This is a genomic window from Helicobacter pylori (assembly GCA_008032955.1).
In the GTDB taxonomy this organism is placed as follows: Bacteria; Campylobacterota; Campylobacteria; order Campylobacterales; family Helicobacteraceae; genus Helicobacter; species Helicobacter pylori_DC.
Genome location: CP032046.1, coordinates 700,865 through 723,858, shown reverse-complemented (window position 1 = coordinate 723,858; position 22,994 = coordinate 700,865). Strand labels below are relative to the sequence as shown.

The 22,994-nt window shown below is 39.7% G+C and carries 20 protein-coding genes, 1 tRNA gene and 3 pseudogenes; 12 read left to right on the top strand and 12 right to left on the bottom strand.

What is annotated here, in order from left to right; all coding sequences use genetic code 11:
* Window positions 1–8: 8 nt before the first annotated feature.
* Both D2C72_03515 and D2C72_03510 read right to left on the bottom strand, forming a co-directional pair.
* Window positions 9–695, bottom strand: a complete 687-nt coding sequence (locus D2C72_03515) for a PAP2 family protein (GenBank protein ID QEF43443.1) — start codon at window positions 693–695, stop codon at window positions 9–11.
* A gap of 230 nt (window positions 696–925) precedes the next feature.
* Window positions 926–2,253 (bottom strand): annotated as a pseudogene (locus D2C72_03510) (transposase).
* A gap of 71 nt (window positions 2,254–2,324) precedes the next feature.
* Between D2C72_03510 and tnpA the strand changes: the two are divergent.
* From tnpA to D2C72_03470, 8 genes and pseudogenes are all read left to right on the top strand, one after another.
* Window positions 2,325–2,705 carry an IS200/IS605 family transposase gene (gene tnpA, locus D2C72_03505; protein ID QEF43442.1) on the top strand — a complete coding sequence of 127 codons (381 nt, stop codon included), beginning with the start codon at window positions 2,325–2,327 and terminating at the stop codon, window positions 2,703–2,705.
* 53 nt (window positions 2,706–2,758) lie between these two features.
* A pseudogene (locus D2C72_03500) lies at window positions 2,759–2,974 on the top strand (hypothetical protein).
* Window positions 2,938–4,509 carry a type I restriction-modification system subunit M gene (locus D2C72_03495; protein ID QEF43441.1) on the top strand — a complete coding sequence of 524 codons (1,572 nt, stop codon included), beginning with the start codon at window positions 2,938–2,940 and terminating at the stop codon, window positions 4,507–4,509. The pseudogene D2C72_03500 and the gene D2C72_03495 overlap by 37 nt, the downstream one beginning before the upstream one ends.
* Window positions 4,510–4,519: 10 nt before the next feature.
* On the top strand, window positions 4,520–5,131 hold the full coding sequence (locus D2C72_03490; GenBank protein ID QEF43440.1) for a restriction endonuclease subunit S: 612 nt from the start codon (window positions 4,520–4,522) through the stop codon (window positions 5,129–5,131).
* 249 nt (window positions 5,132–5,380) lie between these two features.
* A complete protein-coding gene (locus D2C72_03485; protein QEF44182.1) occupies window positions 5,381–8,263 on the top strand; it encodes a type I restriction endonuclease subunit R in 2,883 nt (960 codons plus the stop codon).
* Between the two features lie 92 nt (window positions 8,264–8,355).
* A complete protein-coding gene (thiM, locus tag D2C72_03480) occupies window positions 8,356–9,135 on the top strand; it encodes a hydroxyethylthiazole kinase (GenBank protein QEF43439.1) in 780 nt (259 codons plus the stop codon).
* Window positions 9,132–9,941: a bifunctional hydroxymethylpyrimidine kinase/phosphomethylpyrimidine kinase gene (gene thiD / locus D2C72_03475; protein ID QEF43438.1), complete on the top strand. Its 810-nt coding sequence runs from the start codon at window positions 9,132–9,134 to the stop codon at window positions 9,939–9,941. Before thiM ends, thiD begins: the two co-directional genes overlap by 4 nt.
* Entirely contained in the window at window positions 9,934–10,587 is a 654-nt protein-coding gene (locus tag D2C72_03470) for a thiamine phosphate synthase (GenBank protein QEF43437.1), read from the top strand. The genes thiD and D2C72_03470 overlap by 8 nt, the downstream gene beginning before the upstream one ends.
* A 31-nt stretch (window positions 10,588–10,618) precedes the next feature.
* Here D2C72_03470 and D2C72_03465 read toward each other — a convergent pair whose 3' ends face one another.
* The 10 genes and pseudogenes from D2C72_03465 to der form a co-directional block, all read right to left on the bottom strand.
* Entirely contained in the window at window positions 10,619–11,356 is a 738-nt protein-coding gene (locus D2C72_03465; GenBank protein ID QEF43436.1) for a hypothetical protein, read from the bottom strand.
* Complete coding sequence (gene coaBC / locus D2C72_03460) at window positions 11,356–12,633, bottom strand: bifunctional phosphopantothenoylcysteine decarboxylase/phosphopantothenate--cysteine ligase CoaBC (GenBank protein ID QEF43435.1); 1,278 nt, start codon at window positions 12,631–12,633, stop codon at window positions 11,356–11,358. The genes D2C72_03465 and coaBC overlap by 1 nt, the downstream gene beginning before the upstream one ends.
* A complete protein-coding gene (pseB, locus tag D2C72_03455; GenBank protein ID QEF43434.1) occupies window positions 12,630–13,613 on the bottom strand; it encodes a UDP-N-acetylglucosamine 4,6-dehydratase (inverting) in 984 nt (327 codons plus the stop codon). Before pseB ends, coaBC begins: the two co-directional genes overlap by 4 nt.
* Before the next feature lie 3 nt (window positions 13,614–13,616).
* Window positions 13,617–14,707, bottom strand: a pseudogene (locus tag D2C72_03450) (hypothetical protein).
* On the bottom strand, window positions 14,704–15,378 hold the full coding sequence (locus tag D2C72_03445; protein ID QEF43433.1) for an outer membrane transport family protein: 675 nt from the start codon (window positions 15,376–15,378) through the stop codon (window positions 14,704–14,706). Before D2C72_03445 ends, D2C72_03450 begins: the two are co-directional and overlap by 4 nt.
* A complete protein-coding gene (locus tag D2C72_03440) occupies window positions 15,375–15,848 on the bottom strand; it encodes a hypothetical protein (GenBank protein ID QEF43432.1) in 474 nt (157 codons plus the stop codon). Before D2C72_03440 ends, D2C72_03445 begins: the two co-directional genes overlap by 4 nt.
* Before the next feature lie 162 nt (window positions 15,849–16,010).
* Window positions 16,011–16,616 carry a hypothetical protein gene (locus D2C72_03435; protein ID QEF43431.1) on the bottom strand — a complete coding sequence of 202 codons (606 nt, stop codon included), beginning with the start codon at window positions 16,614–16,616 and terminating at the stop codon, window positions 16,011–16,013.
* A 575-nt stretch (window positions 16,617–17,191) separates the two neighbouring features.
* A tRNA-Arg gene (locus tag D2C72_03430) sits at window positions 17,192–17,268 on the bottom strand.
* Between the two features lie 51 nt (window positions 17,269–17,319).
* Window positions 17,320–17,604, bottom strand: coding sequence for an HU family DNA-binding protein (locus D2C72_03425; GenBank protein QEF43430.1), 285 nt, complete (start codon window positions 17,602–17,604; stop codon window positions 17,320–17,322).
* 140 nt (window positions 17,605–17,744) lie between these two features.
* Entirely contained in the window at window positions 17,745–19,133 is a 1,389-nt protein-coding gene (der, locus tag D2C72_03420) for a ribosome biogenesis GTPase Der (GenBank protein ID QEF43429.1), read from the bottom strand.
* Window positions 19,134–19,209: 76 nt separating this feature from the next.
* Here der and D2C72_03415 point away from each other — a divergent pair, with 76 nt between their 5' ends.
* The 4 genes from D2C72_03415 (at window position 19,210) to gatA (ending at window position 22,988) form a co-directional block, all read left to right on the top strand.
* Window positions 19,210–20,097, top strand: coding sequence for a hypothetical protein (locus tag D2C72_03415; protein QEF43428.1), 888 nt, complete (start codon window positions 19,210–19,212; stop codon window positions 20,095–20,097).
* 90 nt (window positions 20,098–20,187) lie between these two features.
* The gene (speE, locus tag D2C72_03410) at window positions 20,188–20,976 is read left to right on the top strand and encodes a spermidine synthase (GenBank protein ID QEF43427.1); all 789 of its coding nucleotides are present in this window, start codon (window positions 20,188–20,190) and stop codon (window positions 20,974–20,976) included.
* Between the two features lies 1 nt (window position 20,977).
* Window positions 20,978–21,568, top strand: coding sequence for a dephospho-CoA kinase (locus D2C72_03405; GenBank protein QEF43426.1), 591 nt, complete (start codon window positions 20,978–20,980; stop codon window positions 21,566–21,568).
* Window positions 21,569–21,626: 58 nt separating this feature from the next.
* Window positions 21,627–22,988 carry an Asp-tRNA(Asn)/Glu-tRNA(Gln) amidotransferase GatCAB subunit A gene (gatA, locus tag D2C72_03400; GenBank protein QEF43425.1) on the top strand — a complete coding sequence of 454 codons (1,362 nt, stop codon included), beginning with the start codon at window positions 21,627–21,629 and terminating at the stop codon, window positions 22,986–22,988.
* The last annotated feature ends 6 nt before the right edge of the window (window positions 22,989–22,994 follow it).

Sequence of the window (22,994 nt, the reverse complement as noted above, 5' to 3'; positions counted from 1 at the left end):
AAAACGCTTTAAGCGGCTTTATAAGGGCGTTTCAAAAACCCCAAATAAAGTGCTAAAGAGCAACACGACCAAGCAATCCCTAACAAAAACCCTCCTAAAACATCGCTAGGGTAATGCACCCCTAAATAAACCCTATCATACGCCATTAAAACAATCCAAAAAAGTAAAATGATAGCGCCGATAGTTTTGGTGCGATTGTTTGCGTTAGAATAGCATAACAACAACGCCAAAGAGCCGTAAAAAAGCGCTGAAGCTAAAGCATGCCCGCTAGGGAAACTAAAGCCATGCGCAAAAACCAATTCGCCATTGGTTACAGGCCGTGGGCGCGCCACTAAAAGCTTAAGAGATTTTAAGGTGAATTCACCCAATAAGATGCTAAAGAAAAACCACACCCCCAAAGCGATGCGTTTTTGAAACCCAAACCACAAGCCAATGAGTAAGGCTATAGGAGTGGTGAGCTTGCTTTGCGCAAACCATGTGCTAAAAAACACGAAAGAAAGCCACGTGCTTTTTTGAATGGGGGCTGGGTTGCGGATCAAGTCTATAAAAAACAAATCCAATTGTTGCACCCACTCTTTTTGAAAAGCCACCCCGCTTATTACGATGCCAAACAAAATAAAAAAGACGATCCCAATAATCCCAAGCGTTTTAGCCGCTTTTTTTTCTCTTACGCTGATTGTTCTGTCAAATACCATTCAAACCCCTTTAAAAAATGACTTTTAAAAAGGCGATTATAGCTTATTTACCCCACAAATTTTTCTCTTACGCTGATTGTTCTGTCAAATACCATTCAAACCCCTTTAAAAAATGACTTTTAAAAAGGCGATTATAGCTTATTTACCCCACAAACGCATGGAAAACGCAAGGAGTGAAACCACCCCTTGCTAAAGCAAGGAGCTTCCTAACTAAAGCGCCCTAATGGACACTAACACGAAAGGCTTTGTTCTTTAAAGTCTGCATGGATATTTCCTACCCCAAAAAGACTTAACCCTTTGCTTAAAATATTGTTCGCAGCGTTGATGTCTCTGTGTTCTCTATACCCGCATTCTAAACACCAATACTGCCTATGATTTAATTTAAGCTTGTGGTTGATATTCCCACAACAATGGCAAGTTTTACTCGTATATTGTGGGGGAACTTTCACTAACAATTTGCCATTATGCTGTTGTTTGTAGTCTAAAAAAGAGATGATTTGATAGAATGAAGCGTTTAAGATAGATTGATTAAGCCCACTCTTTTGTTTAACGTTTTTGAGTTTAGCTCTTTTAGTCATGTTTTTTACTTGCAAATCTTCAACTACTATCAATTCAAATTGCTTTGAAAGTTCGCTTGTGATTTTATGGTATCTGTCTGTTTTTTGATGACTAGACTTGTCAAAGGCTTGGTTTAATTTCTTTTGGGTTTTGTAAAAATTACCTCCTAATTTGGTTTTGTTTTGTTTAGACTTTAACACCCTACGGCTTTGTTTTCTTTGCAATCTTTTAAATTTTTTAAAGTATTTTTTTAAAGAATACAATTTGGAATAAGTAGGGATGAGTCGTTTAGTGTCCAACTCTTCATCTATTTCTATCCCTAGTAATTCTTTCATGTCTATTGGGTATCGCTTAAAATCCGTTAGTTTTTTGTGATTATTCACCCCACAAGAACAAGCTATATCAAGGATATTCAAATCTAGCCCCACACCATTTTTAGGGTTTTTGATGGGAGTAATGTCTTGTTGGTATTCCACGCTAAAGCTAACGAAATACTTTCTGTGGCTGCAAGAGATACTAATTTGTTTCACTTTAAAATTAGGAGGGAAGTTTCTATGCATGCGCATCATTAAGGGCATTTTCATTAAAGTGAATATCTTAAAGCGTTCATCATCGCTTTCTTTGATAGAGAAACCTTGATTGTTCCACGAAAAAGATTGTTTGGCGAATTTAGAGTTTTTGAATTTAGGAAAGCCCCTGTTTTTAACTTTAAAAGCATCTTTTAAAGCCCTTTCAACATTTATGCGTGATTGTTGGCTATCACACTACTAAAGCTTAACCCCCTAGCGTTCAAGTGGTGTTTAATCGCATGATCTAACTCGCTTGATTTTTTCCACTTTCTTTCTTTGGGAGGTGAATCTTTGTTGGTTTCATATTGCTCTTGCAGTAAATTCAAGCCAATATTATAAGCTTGATTATAGACAAAAAAAGAGTGTTGCAATTTATCCTGTTGTTCTTTAGTGGGATACAAGCGGAATTTAAAACCCTTATTGACTTTCATAGAAGTATTTTAACATCTTTTTGTTAAAATAGGTCTATGAAAAAAATTGATGATATGAGACACGGAAGACATTGTGTTTTTTAATGCATGTGCATTTGGTATTTGTTACTAAATACAGGCGTTCAGCGTTCAATAAGGAAGTGATAGATTTTTTAGGATCGGTGTTTGCCAAAGTGTGTAAGGACTTTGAGAGCGAATTGGTAGAATTTGATGGGGGGAGCGATCATGTGCATTTGCTTATCAACTACCCTCCAAAAGTGAGCGTGAGTAAGTTAGTCAATTCTTTAAAAGGCGTTAGCAGTCGTTTGACTAGACAACACCATTTCAAAAGCGTTGAAGCTAGTTTGTGGGGGAAGCATTTATGGTCGCCTAGTTATTTCGCTGGGAGTTGTGGGGGCGTGCCTTTAGAGATGATTAAGCAATACATACAAGAGCAAGAAACACCGCATTAAATTAGCTAACTTTGATTTTTAAGTAGAACGCGCTAAAAAGCGAATGGATCTAGGTGAAACAATGTTCAAATAGCCCAACAGCTAAACGCTTACATCTCCGCCCTAAAGGACGGAGTTTTTCGCGCTAGTTGGATAAAAAAATAATATTCTTTGCTATAATGAAGCCTTTAAAGGGTGCGCGCCCAACGCCAAACAAAACCGCCAATCAAAACACAAAAAAGGGGCTTATATCATGGAAAACAACCCAAACAATAACCAAGCGTCATTAGAGCGCAACGAATTGCACAACACCATTTGGAAAGTGGCGAACGAATTGAGAGGCTCAGTGGATGGCTGGGATTTCAAGCAATACGTTTTAGGCATTCTTTTTTACCGCTACATTTCAGAAAACATGACTGATTACATCAATAAAGAAGAGCGAAAGCGCAATCCGAGTTTTGATTACGCTTCATTAAGCGATGAAGAGGCCGAGCGCGCAAGAGAACACCTTATTGAAGAAAAAGGCTTTTTCATCCCGCCAAGCGCTTTATTTTGTAACGTGCTAAAAAACGCGCCTAATAACGAAGATCTCAATGTAACCTTACAAAATATTTTTAACGAAATAGAAAAATCCAGCCTTAACACTCCATCAGAAGAAAACGTCAAAGGCTTGTTTGCGGATTTAGACGTCAATAGCAACAAGTTAGGGAGCTCTCATCAAAATAGGGTGGAAAAATTGACTAAAATCCTTCAAGCCATAGGGGGCATGCAATTAGGCGACTACCAACAAAGCGGGATCGATGTTTTTGGCGACGCTTATGAATATTTAATGGCGATGTATGCGAGCAACGCCGGCAAAAGCGGAGGGGAATTTTTCACCCCCCAAGAAGTGAGCGAACTGCTCGCTAAAATCGCCCTGCACAACCAAGAGAGTGTCAATAAAGTTTATGACCCATGCTGTGGGAGCGGGAGCTTACTCTTACAATTTTCTAAAGTGCTAGGCGATAAAAACGTCTCAAAAGGCTATTTTGGGCAAGAAATCAATTTGACCACTTACAACCTCTGCCGCATCAACATGTTTTTGCATGATATCAATTATTCTAAATTCCACATCGCGCTAGGGGACACGCTTTTAGACCCCAAGCATGAAGACGATGAGCCTTTTGATGCGATCGTTTCCAACCCTCCCTATTCCACTAAATGGGTGGGCGATAACAACCCTATTTTAATCAATGACGAGCGTTTTAGCAAAGCCGGCGTGCTAGCGCCCAAAAACGCCGCCGATCTCGCCTTCACCATGCACATGCTTTCTTATTTATCCAATAGCGGCACTGCTGCGATCGTGGAATTTCCCGGGGTGCTTTATAGAGGCGGTGCCGAAAAGAAAATCAGAGAGTATTTAGTGAAAGAGAATTTCATTGACTGCGTGATCGCTTTACCTGAAAACCTCTTTTTTGGAACGAATATCGCCACTTGCATTTTAGTGCTTAAGAAAAACAAAAAAGACGACACCACGCTTTTTATTGATGCGAGTAAGGAATTCCTCAAAGAGGGTAAGAAAAACAAACTCAAAGAGCGCAACCGAGAAAAGATTTTGCAAACCTATATTGAAAGGAAAGCGATCAAGCATTTTGCGGCTCTAGCCAATATAGAGAAAATCCAAGAAAACGATTACAACCTTTCGGTGAACCGCTATGTGGAGCAAGAAGACACGAAAGAAATCATTGACATCAAGGCGCTTAATGGTGAAATTTCTCAAATCGTGGAAAAACAGAGCGCTTTAAGGAACCGCCTTGATCTTATTATTAAAGAGCTAGAAGCTTAAAGGGGGTCAAATGCATAAAATAGAGCGATTACTCCACACTTTAGCGCCTAAGGGGGTGGAGTTTAGGAAATTGGGGGAGGTGTGTGAAATTTTAGATAATCGGCGTATCCCAATTGCGAAAAATAAAAGAAATCCGGGAATTTATCCTTATTATGGAGCAAATGGAATTCAAGATTATATTGATAGCTATATTTTTGATGGGGATTTTGTGCTAGTTGGTGAAGATGGGAGCGTTATCAATAAGGATAATACTCCTGTTGTGAATTGGGCAAGCGGAAAAATATGGGTGAACAATCATGCTCATGTGCTTCAAACAAAAAATGAACTAAAATTAAAGTTTTTGTATTTTTATTTACAAACGATAGATGTTAGCTATTGTGTTGCTGGAACTCCGCCAAAAATCAACCAAGAAAATTTAAAAAAAATAACAATCCCCATCCCACCTCTAGAGATCCAACAAGAGATCGTTAAGGTTTTGGATCAATTTTTGGCTTTAACCACCGATTTATTAGCCGGTATCCCGGCTGAAATAAAAGCCAGGAAAAAGCAATACGAGTATTACCGAGAAAAATTACTGACTTTCAAACCCCTAACTCCACTAAATAACAAAGAGCTTGCGTAAGCAAGCGATAGCCTCTTGAAAAAAAGCGGTCTTCTTGGGTTAGGGGGATCTTAAGGGGGTTAAGGGGGGTATTATCGCAAAATACCCCCCTATCCCCTTATAAAAAGAATTTGAAATATTTTTTAAAAGGAATGGCATGAATTATGAGATTATTGCAGAAAGCAATGAAAGCACCGTGATGGCTGAGTATCATAGCGATAATGAAAAAAAAGCGCTTATGAGAGCGAAGCAGAGCTAGAAAGGGCGTTTATCAAGCTTTTACAAAAACAAGGCTATGAATTTAAAAAAATCCACAAAGAACAAGAATTAAAAGACAATTTAAAAGAGCAGTTAGAAAAGCTTAATAATCATCATTTCACGCCTAAGGAATGGGAGATTCTTTATTCTCAATTCATCGCTAATAAAAACGATGATTATAAGGCTAAAACGAGAAAAATCCAAGAAGATCCGATTTTTAATCTCACCCTTGAGAATGGAAAAACCAAAAACATTAAAATCATTGATAAGAAAAATATCCATAAAAACGCTCTGCAAGTGATTCAGCAATACAGCAATAAAGGGGGGAAATATGAGAACCGCTATGACGTGAGCGTCCTTGTGAATGGCTTGCCTTTAGTGCATGTGGAATTGAAAAGAAGAGGCGTGGCGATTAGAGAGGCGTTCAATCAAATCAAGCGCTATAAAAGGGATAGTTTTAGCGCAGAAGATGGGCTTTTTGATTTCGTGCAGATTTTTGTTATCAGTAACGGCACGAGCTCTAAATACTATTCAAACACCACAAGAATAGCCCAGCTGGAAAAAAACCATAAAGCCGATACTTTTGAATTCACGAATTATTGGGCGGACAGCAAGAATCGTAATATTGAGGATTTAATGGATTTTGCCAAGTCGTTTTTTGCAAAGCGCAGCCTTTTGAATGTTTTAACGCGCTATTGCGTTTTCACAAGCGATGAGGTTTTATTGGTGATGCGGCCTTATCAAATCGTGGCAACTGAAAGGATTTTAGAAAAAATCAAAGCCGCGCAAAATAGTAAAACTTATAAGAAAAGTCAAGGCTATATCTGGCACACGACAGGGAGCGGTAAAACCTTAACGAGCTTTAAAAGCGCAACGTTGGCTAAAGAATTAGAGAGCGTTTCAAAAGTTTTGTTTGTGGTGGACAGGAAGGATTTAGACTATCAAACCATGAAAGAATACGATAAATTCCAAAAAGATTGCGCCAATTCCAACACAAGCACCAAGATTTTAAAAGAACAGCTTGAAAACCCTAACGCTAAAATCATTATCACCACGATCCAAAAATTAGACAAATTCGTTAAATCCCACCTTAAAGGGCATGCGATCTTTAATGAAGAAGTTGTGATGATTTTTGATGAATGCCACAGGAGTCAGCTAGGTTCAATGCATCAAGCCATCACTAAAGCGTTTAAAAAATACCACCTTTTCGGGTTCACAGGCACGCCCATTTTTGCACAGAACTGCGATAAAAACAACCCTTTAGGCACGACAGAGCAGAAATTTGGGGAATGCCTCCACCAATACACCATTATTGATGCGATCAGGGATAAAAATGTTTTACCCTTTAGAGTGGAATACCACAACACCATTAAAGCTAAAGAGGGCATTATAGATAACAAGGTTAGAGCGGTTGATGAAAAAAACGCCCTTTTGGATACTAGGAGGATCAAAGAAATTACTAAATGCATTTTAGAGCGTTTCAATCAAGCCACTAAAAATAAAAAATTCAATTCCATTCTGGCATGCTCTGGTATAGAAGCGCTGAAAAAATACTACCGGGCTTTTAAAGAAGAAAAACACGACCTTAAAATCGCTACCATTTTTAGCTATAGCGCTAATGAAGAACTTGAAGCGCTAGAAGATGAAAACAATGAAAGCGCTAACGGGCTAGACAAAAGCTCAAGGGATTTTTTAGAGGGCGCGATTGCGGATTATAATGGAATGTTTAAAACTTCTTTTGACACTTCGGATCAAAAATTCCAAAGCTATTATAAGGATCTTTCTCAAAAAGTAAAGGATCGTGAAATCGATCTTTTAATGGTGGTTAATATGTTTTTGACCGGGTTTGACGCTACAAGGCTCAACACCCTTTGGATGGATAAAAACCTCAAATACCATGGGCTAATCCAGGCTTTCTCGCGCGCAAACCGCATTTTAGATAGCGTTAAAACGCATGGGAATATCGTGTGTTTTAGGGATTTGGAGCAGGATTTGAATGACGCGCTCATGCTTTTTGGCAACAAGGACGCTAGGTCTATTGCGCTATTAAGAAAATATGAAGATTATTTGAAAGGCTATGCGGATAATCATAAAGAATACGAGGGCTATGAGCGCCTGATCAAAAGGCTTTTGACCGAGTTTCCCCTAAAAGAGCCAATCATTTCAGAAAGCCAGAAAAAGGATTTCATCAAGCTTTTTGGCAAGATTTTGAAATTGGAAAATATTTTAAACAGCTTTGAAAATTTCAACAAAGACGATCACATCAACCCAAGGGATTTTCAAGACTATCAAAGCAAATACCTTGATTTTTACGATGCAATGAGATCAGAAAAAGGGAGGGATAAAGAAGAGATTAACGACGATTTGATTTTTGAAATTGAACTCATCAAGCAAGTGGAAGTCAATATTGACTACATTTTAAACTTGATTGAAAAATACGCTAAAGAGCCTGATCTAGAAATTCAAGGCGTTAAAACTAAAATAGAGCCGATCCTTAACTCCAGCATAGAATTAAGGAATAAAAAAGATTTGATCATGGGTTTCATTGACAAATACAACAAAGATGAAGAAGTCCATGCGTATTTTCAAAACTATATCCACCAAAAAAGAGAAGAGGAATTCCAAAATATCATAAAAGAAAACCGCTTGAATGAAGAAAAAGCCTATTCGTTCATGCAGCATGCCTTTAGTGGGGGTGAAATCAATTTCAGCGGGACAAAATTCCCTGAAATCATTGAAGAAAAACCCTCCAGATTTGGCAAAAATTCGCACTATCAAGAGGTGAAAGAAAAAGTCGCCGCAAGCCTTTCTCGTTTTTTCCACTGCTTTTGTGATCTCACTAGTGCTGTATTTAAGAAAAATGGGGTCAAAAAAGATGAGGTGAATGAAAAATAGTTCATTGTTGAACGCTTTTATATTAAATTTCAAAAACAGCGCCGCTCAATGGATTTTTTGTATAAAATAAAAAAAATTTAAGGAGGTTCGTTATGTTAAAGGAATTACGCCAAAAACGCCCTTTAGTGCATAATATCACCAATTATGTGGTGGCGCAATTTGTGGCTAATGGTTTGTTAGCTTTAGGGGCATCGCCTTTAATGAGCGATGCGATCGCTGAAATGTCCGATTTAGCAAAAATTTCTGACGCGCTCGCTATTAATATTGGCACCCTCAATGAACGCACCATTTTATGCGCTAAAGAGGCGATCAAACGTTACAAGGCTTTGAATAAACCCATCGTGTTAGATCCTGTGGGGTGTTCAGCGAGCGCTTTGCGCTATAACACAAGTTTAGAGTTTTTAGAAAGCGAAGGGATTAGCGTGCTTAGGGGCAATGCTGCCGAATTAGGCTCTTTAGTGGGTATTTCTTGCGAAAGTAAGGGGTTAGATTCCAAGCATTCCGCCACGCCTATAGAAATTGTCAAACGAGCGGCTCAAAAGTATTCTGTGATAGCGGTGATGACGGGCAAAACAGATTACGTGAGCGATGGGGAAAAAGTTTTGAGTATTACTGGGGGGAGCGAGTATTTGACTGCAATTACAGGGGCTGGGTGTTTGCATGCCACAGCGTGCGCGAGCTTTTTGAGTTTGAAAAAAGACCCCTTAGATTCTATGGTGCAACTTTGCGCTTTCTATAAACAAGCCGCTTTTAATGCACAAAAAAAAGCGTTAGAAAATAACGGCTCCAATGGTTCGTTCTTGTTTTATTTTTTAGACGCTCTAAGCTTGCCCATAGAGTTAGAAAATAGCCTTATTAAGGAAGAGTTGTGAAAGTTTATCCGCAAGTTTTAAGCATTGCTGGTAGCGATAGCGGTGGGGGCGCTGGGATACAGGCCGATTTGAAAGCGTTTCAAACTTTGGGCGTGTTTGGGACAAGCGTGATCACTTGCATCACCGCGCAAAACACACAGGGCGTGCATGGGGTGTATCCATTGAGCGTTGAGAGCGTGAAAGCGCAAATCCTAGCCATTAGAGATGATTTTTCTATCAAGGCGTTCAAAATGGGGGCGTTATGCAACGCTCAAATCATTGAATGCGTGGCGGACACTTTAAAAACATGCGATTTTGGGTTGTGCGTTTTAGATCCGGTGATGGTGGCAAAGAATGGGGCTTTGCTTTTAGAAGAAGAGGCGATTTTAAGCTTAAAAAAACGCCTTTTACCCAAAACCAATTTACTAACCCCTAACCTCCCTGAAGTCTATGCGCTCACAGGCGTTCAAGCGCGAGACGATGAAAGCGCTTCAAAAGCGATGGGTGTTTTAAGGGATTTAGGCGTTAAAAACGCTGTGATTAAAGGGGGGCATACAGAGCATTTTCAAGGGGAGTTTAGCAACGATTGGGTGTTTTTAGAAGACGCTGAATTTGTCTTAAACGCCAAGCGATTCAACACCAAAAACACGCATGGCACGGGTTGTACTCTGTCTAGCTTGATTGTGGGCTTACTCGCTCAAGGGCTGGATTTAAAAAACGCTATCACAAAGGCTAAAGAGCTTTTAACTATCATCATTCAAAACCCCTTAAACATTGGGCATGGGCATGGGCCTTTGAATTTGTGGAGCATTAAAAAGCATGTTTGATGCGGATTGTTTGAAACTCATGTTTGTGGCTGGTTCGCAAGATTTCTACCACATAAAAGGCGATAGGACAAACGCGCTTTTAGACACTTTAGAATTAGCCTTACAATCTAAAATCACAGCGTTTCAATTCCGTCAAAAAGGCGATTTAGCCTTACAAGATCCTGTTGAAATCAAACGATTAGCCCTAGAGTGTCAAAAATTATGCCAAAAATACGGCGCGCCTTTTATTATTAATGATGAGGTGCGACTCGCGCTAGAATTAAAGGCTGATGGCGTGCATGTGGGGCAAGAGGACATGGCTATAGAAGAGGTAGTAACTTTATGCCAAAAGCACCAATTTATAGGTTTGAGCGTCAATACTTTAGAGCAAGCCCTAAAAGCGCGCCATTTAGACGGCGTAGCCTATTTAGGGGTAGGCCCTATTTTCCCCACACCATCTAAAAAAGACGCTAAAGAAGTTGTAGGCGTCAATCTTTTAAAAAAAATACACGATAGCGGGGTGAAAAAACCCCTCATAGCGATTGGGGGCATCACGACAGATAACGCTTCAAAATTGCAAAAATTCAGCGGTATCGCAGTCATTAGCGCGATCACGCAAGCCAAAGATAAAGCCTTAGCGGTTGGAAAACTCTTAAACAATGCATGAGAAATTCTAAAATTTTGCAATGAAAATTTTTCTACCCTAGCGTGTCCAATAAACGCTCTTCAAAGGCAAAAAGCATGGGGGTTTTTTCGCACACAATTTCCACAAAAGAAAAGCCTAAAAGGGTGTTTTGAGCCTCTTTTAAAACCTCTTTGGTCCTTTGGAGGGTGGTTTTTAAAAAAAGTTGTTTTTCTTTTTCTTTTAGATAAATAACGCCGCCAATTTCGCCCAAGTTAGGATACAGAGCGTAAAAATCAACGCTTTGTTTTTTGGCTTTCACTTGCAAAAAGGCTTTTTTGCGTTCGTTTTCAACCACAAAGCTTAAAACCTGCGATTGCAAGCTTAAAAGCATGTTGGCTGTATTCAAAAACTCTTGCGAGCTTTTAGCATGGACTAATTTTTCGCTCAAAAACTCTTTGTATTCTTTTAAAGGGGTGTTGTCTTTGGCGCTCAATATTTCTTTTAATTTATTCATTTCAAGGGCGGGCAAATCGTCTAATGCGTCTAAGATTTTTGGGGCAGGCACTAAATTTTTAAGCACAATATCGCCCAGCTGATTTTTTTGCATAGTCGCAAAATAAGGCTGATTGATTTTCAATTCCTGTTCGCTTTTGGTGGGGATAATTTTATTACCCACTTGCAAAAGAAAAAGATCTTTATCTTGTTTTTCTAGCACTTTTAAAAGAATGGGTAAAGTGGCGTTAAAATGGTGCGTGGCGTTTTTGGAATGAAGGACGTTAAGCTGGTTTAGGGCGTTTAGGGCTTCTAGCATTAAAGGGCGTTGTCTTTGATAAAATCAAGGATTTTAAAACTCGCTTCTAATTTATTCATAGAAGGGATTTTTTGGGTTTTTTTATGGCTAAAAAGCCACAATTCATTCTCTAATGAGCCAAAAGGGCGTGAATCTTTAATGAGATTCAAAGCAACCACAGAGCAATCCTTGCCGTTATCTTGAAAAGGTTTTAAAAGATTTTGAGCGTTTTTGATAGCGTTTTGTTGATCGTCTTCGGCTTTAAAACCAATTTTAACGAATTGATTAGGATTGACAGAAGCCAGTAAATCCTTATTTTGAACGCATTCAATGTTTAGGGTTTCGCCCAGTTCGCTTTTTTTAAGCTTATGGTTAAAAGAAGTTTTAGGCAAATAATCGCTAATGGCGGCTAAATTGAAGAGTAGGGGTTTTAAGGCATGTTTTTGCAAGTTTTTAGCGGCGTTATTTAAGGCGTTTTCATAAGAAGCGGTGTCGCTGACTAAAACGCTTGTGATTTCTTTAGGCAAAGGAGTGGGGAAGCTTGATGCAATCAAAGTCACTTTCGCTCCCTTAAAATATAACGCTAGGGCCAAAGCGATCGCTTGAATCCCACTAGAAAGATTGCTAATAATTCTAACGCTGTCAATCTTTTCTATACTTGCGCCGCCCATGATTATGACTTCTCTGTTTTCAAAATAAGCGTCTTTTAGGAGCGTTTGAGCGGCTTTAAAAAGGATTTCTAAAGGCTCAGCCATCGCCCCGTCGCCTTTAGCATCGCATGCCAAAAGGGCGTTTTGGGTGTCTAAAATAATATGGTTGGAATCTTTCAAGCGTTTTAAATTACTTTGAGTGATAGGGGAATTGAGCATGTTAGTGTTCATGCTAGGGGCTAGGATTTTAGGGGAAGCGCAAGCTAAAAAAGTTGCGCTGATGGTATTATCCGCTAAAGCGTGAGCGATTTTAGACAGGCTGTTAGCGCTTAAAGGGGCAAAGATGAGTAAATCAGTGCTAGCAGCGCATGCGATGTGGTTATGGTGCAATTTGTTTTGGTGGTTGTAATACCATTTTTCATTACGATCATGCAGGACTTTATGGTGGCTCAAAGCTTCAAAGCTTAAGGGCTTGATGAATTTTTTCGCTCCCTTACTCATCACCACTTGGATACTAGCCCCGCTTTTAAACAACAAACGCGTTAATTCTAGGGATTTATACGCCGCAATAGATCCGCTCACGAGCAATAAAACGCGCTTGTTTTCTAACAATCTTAAGGGGTAAAATAAATCTTCTAAAAAATTCATAATAATTTTAACAAATCATCAGGCTCTAGCCATTGGTTATTATTATGGCTGCTGTATTCAAAATCGGGGGCGACTTTTTGGCCTTTTTCGTGGAGTTTGGTGAGCGTGTAATCTTTAGGCGTTTGGAAGCTTATGGTGGGCTGAATAATAAAAAAGTCTTCAAATTCTAGGGCTAAATGGCTTTCATCTTTAGGGATCATTACTTCATGGAGTTTTTCGCCCGGGCGAATGCCTATGATTTTAGTAGGGGTATTGGGGGCTAGGGCTTTAGCGAGATCAGTCATTTTCATGCTGGGGATTTTAGGCACAAAAATTTCACCCCCATGCATTCTTTTCAAGCTTTTAAGCACAAAAGAAACCCCCTCATCTAAGGTGATCCAAAATCGTGTCATGCGAATATCTGTAATGGGGATTTCACTCGCTTTGTTTTGGACTAATTTTTTAAAAAACGGCACCACGCTCCCACGACTCCCCACCACATTACCATAACGCACCACGCTAAATTGCGTTTGAGAAGAGCCTTTGAAGTTATTCGTGCTCACAAAGAGCTTGTCGCTGCACAATTTTGTCGCGCCGTAGAGGTTAATGGGGTTAGCGGCTTTATCGGTGCTTAGGGCGATGACCTGGCTCACTTCGTTTTTTAGGCATGCGTTAATCACATTGCTCGCGCCCATGATATTGGTTTTAATGCATTCTAGGGGGTTGTATTCAGCGATGGGCACATGCTTGAGCGCGGCGGCATGGATACAAATATTTACGCCCTCTAAAGCGTAATTCAAGCGCTCTAAATCCCTCACATCGCCGATAAAAAAACGCATCCTAGGATCATTAAATTCCATTGCCATTTCGCTTTGCTTTAATTCATCTCGGCTATAAATAATGATTTTTTTAGCGTTGGTGGTGCCTAAAACTTTACGCGCAAAGCGTTTGCCAAAACTCCCAGTGCCACCGGTGATTAAAATCGTTTGATTGTCTAGCATGTTTTACCAGCGATAGCCTAAAGAGGCGCTAAAGATTCTCAATTGCCCAATGTTTGGGGATTGATACAAACTGGAGCGGTTGCTTTTAAAAGTGAAACTCCCCGCTACGCCTAAATCAAAGCCCCTAAAATTGTATTTAGTCCCAAAAGCCACGGTATAGCCATTAGAATCCGGAATGCCTATCGCATCTTGGGGGCTTGGAGCTTGATCATAATCAATAGCGCCCATTAAACGCAAGCTTTTGCCCATGTAAGTTACCCCTAATCTAAAGGTGTTGGTGTCCCTCCAGCCAGCCCCCATGTTCATCACGCTTTTAAAATTCGCTAAGCCTACCATTTTTTTAAGCGTCTCAGAGTCTAGTGAAGCCACCGTTCCGCTCAAGCCCTTGTAAGTGGCGTTTGCAAAATCAGGGGTTACTAAAAATTTATTCCCTTGACTCCAAAAGGTGCGCTCAAACACCCCCTCTATTCTTAAATGGTCTTTAAAAAATTGGTGGGCGTAGGCTAGGCTTAGGGTTTGGGGGAGTGAAACATTGATGTTCAAGCTGCCTTTAGTCAAAACGCTCCCTAAAGAAGGGCCAAGCTCTGTGACAGCCACTAGAGCGCCCTTCATGTTGAATGTAACTGAAGAATTATACACCACAGAAAACATGCCATGATCAAAGATACGCAAACTCGAACCCACTCTATAGCCCCCGATATGCCTTGCCCGTTAGATTTTTGCACGACTTGAGTCGTGCCATAAAGATTCGCGCTCGCTTTCACTAAACCGCTATAGCCCATGATTTTTTTCAAGCCGTTATAAAACTCTTGACAGCTTTGATCGCTCATATCCCCACCGGCTTTTTGGCAATTAAGCGCCGGTTGGTAGCCAATATTGCCTAATAAAGCCATCATGTTGCTTGGCACTTGATCGGCAAAAACATTGTTGGGTAAATTTAAAATTTGATCCGCGCTCAAAACCGAAGCGCCCTCTAAAGGCACATAAACGGTGTTATTAAAGCTCCCGGTCGCATAAAGCCCCCTTAAGCCCACGCCCACAGAAAAGCGCTTATTGATAGTGTAGCTCATGCTAGGGGCAAGCTCTACCATCATGATGAAAACATCATGCAAAAATTCCCCCCTTTACCATTCCATTTCATGCCCAACCCGCTAGGAGCGGTAAAACTCCCCCCAAAAGTGAAGCCGTTATGCGTGTGCGTTTTATAAAAGAATTTGGGTAAAACAAAATTAGTCGTTCCCGTCCAGCCATTCACGATTTGAGCATCAGGCGATGAAGCGAGGGTTACGACTTTTTGATTGGTTAGATTCATAAGCCCTTGAACACGATTGAAAGCTTGTTGCAAGCCATTGGTAGCGGCCGTGTTGCCAAGCGCTTTAAGGATATTGCCAAGCCCTATAGTGTTGATGATGCCTAAAATATTTTGTTGGCTTTTATCAATTTCTAAGCTCGTCACTGAATACAAGCCTTGATTAGTCGTAGGGACTTTAAAGCTAAAGGCCGGAATGTTAATCACGGTGGTGGTCATTTCAAATTCGCTTCTGTTTTCACCCCAATCGTTAGTAAAGCCCATATTCGCCGGGTTATAAAAGGAAGCGTCAGCGCCCCTAGCCCCAGCGACATACGCCGAGCCTAAAGCCGTGCCATTCAAACTTTGCTCTTGGATTTTAAAGCCATTGGCATAAGAAAGCAAGGGCAAACTCAAAGCGATTAAATGGCGTTTTTTGAGCTTTTTAAAATAACAAAGTGGGGAAAAGTTTTTCATTGGAGCTCGCTGTCAGCGTTTTCATTATCTTCTAAATCTTGCAAAGAAGGCTCATAGGGTTCAATCCTAATAGCAATTTTTTGAGTCAAATTCTGGAAAGAAATCAGGCCATTTTTTCTTTCATAAAGGATAATTTCCCCGCTTTTTTGAAACCTTTGGATCACATATTCAGGGGTTAGGTGGCGCTTGCCTAAACCTTTAAAAATATCCCTCCCTAAAACAATATCATCAAACAAATCCCCATAGCTCACCTTGCCAAACAAATCCCTTGCAGCAATCCATTTGGCCGAACATTTTTGGCTAAAACAAATGCTCCGTTTAGTCATGTAAATATCGCCCACTTTTTGGCTGAGCTTATAAAGGGTTACTTCAGTATTGTGGTCTTTATCGGTTTTGATCGTGCCGTAATCATAAAAGCGAAAAACCGGCGTGTTAATGTAAATGAGCCTGAATTGGCGCAAGGCGTTCAAAGTCTCTTCTCTTTTTTATTGGCTTCTTCTTGTCTGATTTGCTCCCTAGTTTTGGGGGTTTGCTTAGAAAAAGGGTGCTTAGAGCAAGAGACAAAAAAAAGCGTCATGAAAAATAATAAAAAAGCGCTTCTAAAATACCGCATGATTACAGAGTAAGAGAGTTTATCCTCTCGCTCCGCTCAAAATACGATACCAAATCCTGCCGTCTAATTTAAGCTCCATGCTCACTTGACACAAACCGTCTTTATAGATGGTCTCAGTGATTTCAGCGTTACGAATGAGAGCATTGACTCTCGTTTTAATCACGGAATTTTGTAAAACCATGTCTTTGACGGTGTCTTGAGCGTTCACCCTAATACCATACATTTTTTCACCCAATTGGCGGTAGCCATCAACAATAGCCGCCCGCTTGGCCAAAGCCAAGGCTTGAGAGGGCGAAATGGTGGATTCTGGAGCCACACCCATGCCCACTGCGTTCAATTCAATGACATTATTAGGCGTGAGAATGGGGGTGTTAGGGATAGCGTTAGTGGGGTTAGAGCTAATGATGGGCTGATTGTTATTCTCAAAGCGTGGGCTTGGGAGAGGCTGAATGCTCTTTCTGGGGGTGAAATTGGTTGGAGGATAAATGGGGGCTTGCAAGCCATTAGCTGAAGGGGGGATTAGCTGGGCGTTAGTGTTACGCTTTTTAAAGAGACTGCAACCGCTTATCAAAAGAGTGGCGACAAGTAACGAATTAATACCAAAAAAGGCAGAGTGCAAACGCATGGGCATTTCCTTAAAATGAGTTCATCAAGTCTATTATATCATTTTTGAATGGATTTGTCATGCGGATATTCTTAACTAATCTTATAAGGCTAGTGAGCTTTAAGTTTAAAGTCTAGGGGGTTATGATTTATTTTTTGGCTTTCCTAAAATTTTTAATAGGGATCACTCAATTTTTTAAAAAAGGGATTTTAATGGCTTGATTGTATCGTTTTGAGGTTTTATTTTACGATAAAACTCATTTTTTAAGTTTGATTTTTAAACCCATTTTCTTAATAGGATAGGGGGCATTTTGAAAAATCCTCCCCTACAACCCACAACTAAAACCCCCTTAAAGAGCGCTTTTTTAAGAGGTTATCGCTTGCTTTTTGCAAGATCTTTTTAATTGTAAAAAATGCTTTGAATATTTTTAAATAAGATGAAAAATAAAATATTTTTTTGAGTGCTTTTTAAGGATAAGGTTAAATTTTTAAAATGATTCAAAAAGAGTTTTTAAGTTCTTTTAATTACCAACCTTTTTCATCAAAAACACAAACAACGACTATTTTAAATCCCTATGGTAGTAGAAATAGTGCGAGTGGTGTCCTTGGCGGGATTCGAACCCACGACCTTACGATTAGGAATCATACGCTCTATCCAGCTGAGCTACAAGGACATAAGAAAGCAAGAAACTTTATTGATAAGCCCCTTGCTGAGTGGATCAAATTTACTTGCCTTCTTCAACTTTTTGTTTAAGGATTTTGCCGGGTTTGAATTTAGGTACTCGTTTGTCTTCGGTTTTATAAGTTTTATCGCTTCCTGGAACTTTACCCTCTTTGCCTTTTTGCTCTGCGGTTTCAAATTTGCCAAAACCAATCAATTCCACGCTCTCACCCTTGCTTAAAGCTGTTTCTACTGCTAGAGTAAAGGCACTGATCGCTTCTTCGGCTTCTCTTTTGCTGCTGTATTTACCCGCTTCTTTAACCAAATCAATAAATTCCGCTTTGTTCATGTGGATAACCCCTTTTCTAATAGATGCCAAAACCAAGCGATTTAGTGCTTAGCCTGACTGATTGAGCGGTAATTATAATCAAATCCTAAAGATAAATCAAGCAAAAACGCTTTTTTAAGGGGGTTTAACGCATAAAAAATTTAATTTTGTTGGGCACTCTTTTTATCTTTAGCGTTAAGGATTAAAGGCGTGCCTAAAAAATTAAATTCTTTCCTTAAGGTGTTGATCAAATAGCGTTTGTAACTGAAATGCAAGGCTTTAGGGCGATTCATTATAAGAGAGATTTGAGGGGGTTTGGTGGCAAATTGCGTGGCGTAATACACTTTCACTAATTTCCCTCCATCGCTTGGCAAGGGGTGTTTTTGGGTGGCTTGAGCGATTACACTATTGAGTGAGCTTGTGGGAATGCGTTTGGAAAAACACTCATAGACTTCTATGATTTTATGCTTGATTTCATCTATATGGCGCGCTTTTAAGCAGCTGGTTGTGATCACAGGGGCGTATTCTAAAAAGCGGAATTTCCTTTTCAAAGCCGCCATGATCTCTTCATAAGGGGCGTAGCGGATGTCCCATTTGTTTAGAATAAGAATGATGCCTAAAGAGTGTTTATCCGCTAAAGAGCTAATTTTTTCGTCTAATTCCACAAAAGGAGCGCTCACGTCTAAAACTAAAAGCACGATGTGGGATTTTTCTAAGGCTTTTTGCGTGCGTTCTAGGGCGTATTTTTCAATGCCTAAAATTTTACCCCTATGCCTGATGCCAGCGGTATCCACAAAGCAGATTTTTTGATCGCCTATGAGGATGGTTTCATCTATGGGGTCAATAGTCGTGCCAGCCACGCTAGAGACAAGACTCCTTTCTTTTTTCGTGAGCGCGTTTAAAAGCGAGCTTTTGCCCACATTCACCCTCCCAATGATGCCTACTTGAATGATTTCTTCTTCTTTATTTTCTTCTAAAGCGTTATTAGAGGCTTCTAAGCTCTCTAAAATATCCGCATCCAAATCTTGCTCTATGATTTGGTTTAAATTCAGCGCGTTCAATACCGCATCAATTAATGCGCTAATGCCCCTATTGTGCGAAACGGAGATATTAAAACTCTTTGGCATGCCAAAAGAAGAAAACGCATAAGCTCGCTCTCTTTCTTTGTCGTTATCAATTTTATTGATCACTAAAAAGCAGTTAGGGTTGGTTTTAAAAACCTCTCTAAAAAGCTTAAGATCTTCATCGCTAGGGATAGACTTGCCATCCACAACGTATAAAATCAAATCGCTCATTTGAGCGGCTTTTAAATTAAGGGCTTTGATTTCTTTAGACAAAAGAGCGTCTTTAGCCATGCCCCCTGTGTCTAACAATTCCACTTCATGACCGTTCAATGCGATTTTTCGTTTGTTAATGTCTCGTGTAGTGCCTGCAAAATCTGAAGTGATAGCGATCCTTTCTCTAGCCAGGCGGTTAAATAGTGAGCTTTTCCCCACATTAGGCTGGCCTAAAATCGCAATGGTTTTTAAAGTTTTATGGCTTGTATTCATCTTTTTTATCGCTTCAATTTAATCAAAATTAGATTACAATATTATAGTTATTTAAAGCTTAAATAAGGGTCTGGCATTGTTTTTAGTCAAAAAAATAGGCGTGGTAATAATGATTTTAGTATGCTTTTTAGCTTGCTCGCAAGAGAGCTTTATCAAATTGCAAAAAAAAGCCCAAGAGCAAGAAAATGACGGCTCTAAACGCCCCAGCTATGTGGATTCGGATTATGAAGTCTTTAGCGAAACGATTTTTTTACAAAACATGGTGTATCAGCCTATAGAGGAAAGAAACGCTTTTTTCCAACTGACTAAAGATGAAGACAATTCTTTTAACCCTGAAACTTCTGTGATTTTATTGAATGAGCCAAGCGACAACGATACAAAAAACCCGCCCTTATACCAAAATGAGTCTAATAACAACACTGCCAATAACGATACAAAAAACCCGTTCCTTTACAAACCGAAAAGAAAAACAAAAGATCCAAAACTCATTGAATATTCCCAACAAAATTTCTACCCCCTAAAGGATGGGGATATTATGATGAGTAAAGAAGGGGATCAATGGTTGATAGAAATCCAATCCAAAGCCTTGAAGCGTTTTTTAAAAGATCAAAACGATAAAGATCGCCAGATCCAAACTTTCACTTTTAATGACACTAAAACGCAAATCGCGCAATTTAAGGGCAAGATTTCTTCGTATGTTTATACCACCAATGACAGCGATTTGAGTTTAAGGCCCTTTTATGAATCCTTTCTCTTAGAAAAAAAGAGCGATGATTTTTATACGATAGGGGCGATAGGGGATAAGGCTTTAGACGCCATTGAGATTTCAAAGTGTCAAATGGTGTTAAAAAAGCATTCAACCGATAAATTAGACAGCCAGCATAAAGCCATCAGTATTGATTTGGATTTTAAAAAAGAGCGCTTTAAGAGCGATACGGAACTTTTTTTAGAATGCCAAAGTTAGGGCGTTTATTACGACAATTTAGATTTTTTAGCTAGCATGTTAGCGTTTCAAAGGCATGGATATTATTAAAAAGTAAGCTAAGGAATGTTTATGTGGATCACCCAAGAAATCACGCCGTATTTGCGTAAAGAATACACCATAGAAGCGAAATTATTAGATGTTAGAAGCGAGCATAATATCTTAGAGATTTTTAAATCTAAGGATTTTGGTGAAATTGCGATGCTTAACCGCCAATTATTATTCAAGAATTTTTTGCACATTGAAAGCGAGTTGCTCGCTCATATGGGGGGTTGCACCAAGAAAGAGCTTGAAGAAGTTTTGATTGTGGATGGGTTTGATTTGGAATTAGCCCACCAGCTTTTTAAATACGACACGCGTATAGATTTTGTGCAAGCGGATGAAAAGATTTTGGATAGCTTCATTAGTTTTTTCCCCCATTTCCATGAAGTGAAAAACAACAAGAATTTCACGCACGCTAAACAACTCTTAGATTTGGACATTAAAAAATACGATTTGATTCTTTGCTTACAAGAGCCGGATATTCATAAAATAGATGGTTTAAAAAGAATGCTTAAAGAAGATGGGGTGTTTATTTCGGTAGCCAAACACCCACTATTAGAGCATGTGAGCATGCAAAACGCCCTTAAAAACATGGGCGGAGTTTTTTCTGTTGCCATGCCTTTTGTAGCGCCCTTAAGGATTTTGAGCAATAAAGGTTATATTTACGCTTCTTTTAAAACCCACCCCTTAAAAGATCTCATGACGCCAAAAATAGAAGCGCTAAAAAGCGTGAGATACTATAACGAAGACATTCATAGGGCCGCATTCGCTTTGCCTAAAAATTTACAAGAAGTCTTTAAAGACAATATCAAATCTTAAAATGATCTTAAAAAACGCTATCGCTCTCACAGGGGGGATAGGCACTGGTAAAAGCACCACCCTTAAAATATTAGAATCGCAAGGCTATAAGATCCTAGATGCGGATAAGATCGCCCACCAATTATTGCAAGAGCATCGGCTAGAAATCGCCCAACACTTTGGATCAGATATTTTAGAAAAAGATATTTTAAACAGAAAAAAACTTGGCGCGATCGTGTTTCAAAATCCTAATGAATTAAAATGGCTAGAAGATTTTTTGCACCCCTTAATCCGTGAATGCATGCTTAAAAAAGCCTGTGAATTAGAGAAGAATCATCAAGCGTATTTTTTAGATATCCCTTTGTTTTTTGAAGTGGGGGGTAAAAAACGCTATCCTGTGAGTAAGGTGGTGTTAATCTATGCACCAAGAGCTTTACAAATTGAGCGCCTTTTAGAGCGAGACAAACTCAAAGAATCTGAAATTTTGCAGCGCTTAGCTTGTCAAATGGATATAGAGCAAAAACGCGCCATGAGCGATTACATTATAGACAACAGCTCCAGTTTAAAAGATTTGAATAAGCAGGTTGAACGCTTTTTAAAAACGCTCTTATAAGCTCGTTTTATACCTAAGCATGTTAAACTACCATTAAATTTTTTGTAAGGCTAAAAACATGATCACTTTAAAACAAGCCCTTTCTTTATCCCAAGATGAATTAGAAACCCTTAAAAACGAAATTGACGCTAAGGTTAGAGCTTCAGATTTGAACGCTTACATTAAAGCCCCTAGCCTTAATGGCGCTAGCGCTAAGGGGGTGCCAATCCTCATTAAAGACAATATCAGCGTTAAGGGGTGGGAAATCACTTGCTCCAGTAAGATTTTAGAAGGCTATGTCGCCCCTTATCATGCGAGCGTGATTGAAAACTTGCACCAAAACAGCATGGCAGGGTTTGGGCTTTCTAACATGGACGAGTTTGCGATGGGAAGCACCACAGAGTCTAGTTGCTATGGGATCACCAAAAACCCACGAGACAAAAACAGAGTGCCTGGGGGGAGCAGTGGAGGGAGCGCAGCAGCCGTGGCGGGTGGCTTAGCGGTGGCGGCTTTAGGGAGCGATACGGGCGGGTCTATCAGGCAGCCGGCGAGTTATTGCGGGTGCGTGGGGTTAAAGCCCACTTATGGGAGGGTGAGCCGTTATGGTTTGATCGCTTATTGCTCTAGTTTTGATCAAATCGGGCCTATCACGCAAAATGTAGAAGACGCTTCTATTTTATTTGACGCTATTAGCGGGTATGATAGCAAGGACTCCACGAGCGCGAATCTCAAACCCACGCAAACCTTTAAAAACCTTAACAGAGACAAACGCTTTAAAATCGCTATCTTAAGGGATCACATTAAAGACGCGAGCAATGAAGTGCAACTCGCTTATGAAAACACCCTTAAAGTCTTGAAAGAAATGGGGCATGAGGTTGTGGAAAAAAAGATGTTGGATTCGCATTATCAAATCTCTATTTATTATATTATCAGCATGGCTGAAGCGAGTTCGAATCTGGCCAGATTTGATGGGGTGCGTTATGGGAGGAGGGCTCAAAATGTTAAAGATTTGAAAGAATTGTATCTCAAAAGCCGCAGTGAAGGTTTTGGCGATGAGGTGAAACGGCGCATCATGTTAGGGAATTTTGTCTTAAGCAGTGGGTATTATGACGCTTATTATTTGAAGGCCCAGCAAATGCGTTTGATGATCAAAGAGCAATACAACAAGATTTTTGAAGAAGCGGATTTGATTTTCACCCCTGTAGCCCCTACGACCGCTCATCTATTCAATTACCATGCAAGCCCCTTAGAAATGTATTTGAGCGATATTTACACGATTGGGGCGAATTTGAGCGGTTTGCCGGCCCTTTCTTTACCGGTCGCTAAAGATCCTTTAGGCTTGCCCATAGGGATGCAATTCCTTGCTAAGGCTTTTGATGAGCAAAGCCTTTTAGATATTTCTTACGCTTTAGAGCAAGAATTAGATTTAAAATTAGATTAAGGATAG

What these genes read in the sequence shown, in the direction of transcription:
- coaBC (QEF43435.1), bottom strand. Translation starts at nt 12,633, where the DNA reads ATGAATTTTTTAGAAGATTTATTTTACCCCTTAAGATTGTTAGAAAAC.
- D2C72_03435 (QEF43431.1), bottom strand. Translation starts at nt 16,616, where the DNA reads ATGCGTTTGCACTCTGCCTTTTTTGGTATTAATTCGTTACTTGTCGCC.
- D2C72_03445 (QEF43433.1), bottom strand. Translation starts at nt 15,378, where the DNA reads ATGAAAAACTTTTCCCCACTTTGTTATTTTAAAAAGCTCAAAAAACGC.
- thiM (QEF43439.1), top strand. Translation starts at nt 8,356, where the DNA reads ATGTTAAAGGAATTACGCCAAAAACGCCCTTTAGTGCATAATATCACC.
- D2C72_03490 (QEF43440.1), top strand. Translation starts at nt 4,520, where the DNA reads ATGCATAAAATAGAGCGATTACTCCACACTTTAGCGCCTAAGGGGGTG.
- gatA (QEF43425.1), top strand. Translation starts at nt 21,627, where the DNA reads ATGATCACTTTAAAACAAGCCCTTTCTTTATCCCAAGATGAATTAGAA.
- speE (QEF43427.1), top strand. Translation starts at nt 20,188, where the DNA reads ATGTGGATCACCCAAGAAATCACGCCGTATTTGCGTAAAGAATACACC.
- D2C72_03470 (QEF43437.1), top strand. Translation starts at nt 9,934, where the DNA reads ATGTTTGATGCGGATTGTTTGAAACTCATGTTTGTGGCTGGTTCGCAA.
- D2C72_03495 (QEF43441.1), top strand. Translation starts at nt 2,938, where the DNA reads ATGGAAAACAACCCAAACAATAACCAAGCGTCATTAGAGCGCAACGAA.
- der (QEF43429.1), bottom strand. Translation starts at nt 19,133, where the DNA reads ATGAATACAAGCCATAAAACTTTAAAAACCATTGCGATTTTAGGCCAG.
- D2C72_03515 (QEF43443.1), bottom strand. Translation starts at nt 695, where the DNA reads ATGGTATTTGACAGAACAATCAGCGTAAGAGAAAAAAAAGCGGCTAAA.
- D2C72_03405 (QEF43426.1), top strand. Translation starts at nt 20,978, where the DNA reads ATGATCTTAAAAAACGCTATCGCTCTCACAGGGGGGATAGGCACTGGT.
- D2C72_03465 (QEF43436.1), bottom strand. Translation starts at nt 11,356, where the DNA reads ATGCTAGAAGCCCTAAACGCCCTAAACCAGCTTAACGTCCTTCATTCC.
- D2C72_03425 (QEF43430.1), bottom strand. Translation starts at nt 17,604, where the DNA reads ATGAACAAAGCGGAATTTATTGATTTGGTTAAAGAAGCGGGTAAATAC.
- pseB (QEF43434.1), bottom strand. Translation starts at nt 13,613, where the DNA reads ATGCTAGACAATCAAACGATTTTAATCACCGGTGGCACTGGGAGTTTT.